Raw genomic sequence first — 1,240 nt, 5'->3', positions numbered from 1 at the left:
GCACGGGGGCGTGCGCAGCGGGCGTGTGCGGCGCGGGCGTGTGCGGCGCGGGCGTGTGCGGCATCGGGGGCGCGGCGTACGGGGGTTGCGGAGTGCTCGGCACCGTCGCCGCGGTGAACGGCGAGGCGGGCTGCGGGTATCCGTAGCCCGGCGCCATCGGCGGCTGCCCCGCGCCGACTTGGTGGAGCCGGCTGTGGTGGCGTATGTCCGCGTAGAGGAAGTAGCCGACGCAGGCCACGGCGTTCAGCAGCAGGATGATCATGCCCGTGTTGCCGTTCGGCGTGCTGAAGTCGTCGGTGTGGTCGGTGCTGAGGAAGGCGAAGCTGATGCCGAGGACCACCACGGAGGCGGCGAAGACCCACCAGTCGACGGCCCTGCGGGTCACGATCGCCGCGCGCAGCGTCGCCACCCACGCCAGGAAGCCGATGCTGAGGATCGGCACGGCCACGAAGATCACGCGCAGCACGACCAGCACCCCGGTCGAGGGTCGCTTCGGCGGTGGCGGCGCGTAGCCGTGGCCTTGCATGGCTGCTCCTGTAGGCCTGATGGGGACGGACGTGGGTGCCGAGTCCGAGCGTATAGGCCGACAAGGACAACGGGTCCGGCTTGTACCGAACCGTTGTCGTGCCGATCCGATCCCGGTGGTGGCGCGTGACCTCAGCCGGGCGCCACCGTCCCGTCCGTCAGCCCGTCGTACATCCCGCGCACGAGCTGGTCGCCGAGCCGGTTCGCGCGCCTGAGCGCCCGCTCGAACTCGTCTAGTGCGCGGAAACGCGCGCCGTAACGCCGTTGTTCGTCGAGCGCGAGCCGGGGCAGCTGGAGCCGGCGCACATCCAGACGCGTGGCCGTGGACGCGTAGCTGCTGGCCTGGCGGTTGTTGGCGGTGCCGCGCAGGAACCCGGCGAGGAACCAGGGGTCGAGCGCCGTGGGATCGGGGCGCAGGAGCACGAGGTTGCGCCCCAGGGCGGCGCCCCGCGTGGCGTCGTCGATCACGCGCGCCACCGCGCCCCCGCCGAGCACCGGCACGACCACGTCGCCCGGCTCGGTCAGCACCGCCTCCTCGTCGCTCTCGGGCAGCGACCCGGACGGCCCGGTGCCGGCGAGGACGTCGTGGTCGGTGAGCACGGGCACGCGCGCGTGGCCGCCGTTCCCGCCGGTGCGCAGCACCAGGGCTCCCCCGCGCGCGAGTTCGCCGACGGTGGTGAAGGGCCAGCGGGGCGCGGGCGGCGCGGGGTCGGCG

At 73.9% G+C, this 1,240-nt stretch carries 1 protein-coding gene and 1 pseudogene; both read right to left on the bottom strand.

The genetic code is table 11. The features are described 5' to 3' along the window. Nucleotides 1–526: hypothetical protein (locus tag GRC12_RS44540; RefSeq protein ID WP_208786110.1), on the bottom strand; the 526-nt coding region annotated here is incomplete at its 3' end. 131 nt (nucleotides 527–657) lie between these two features. After that, nucleotides 658–1,240: pseudogene (locus GRC12_RS44535) on the bottom strand (SAM-dependent methyltransferase); the annotation flags it as partial.

This window comes from Streptomyces griseorubiginosus (assembly GCF_017614965.1).
GTDB classification, from domain to species: domain Bacteria; phylum Actinomycetota; class Actinomycetes; order Streptomycetales; family Streptomycetaceae; genus Streptomyces; species Streptomyces griseorubiginosus_B.
The sequence above is the reverse complement of the archived record's forward strand: the minus strand, read 5'-3'. Positions and strand labels throughout refer to the sequence as shown.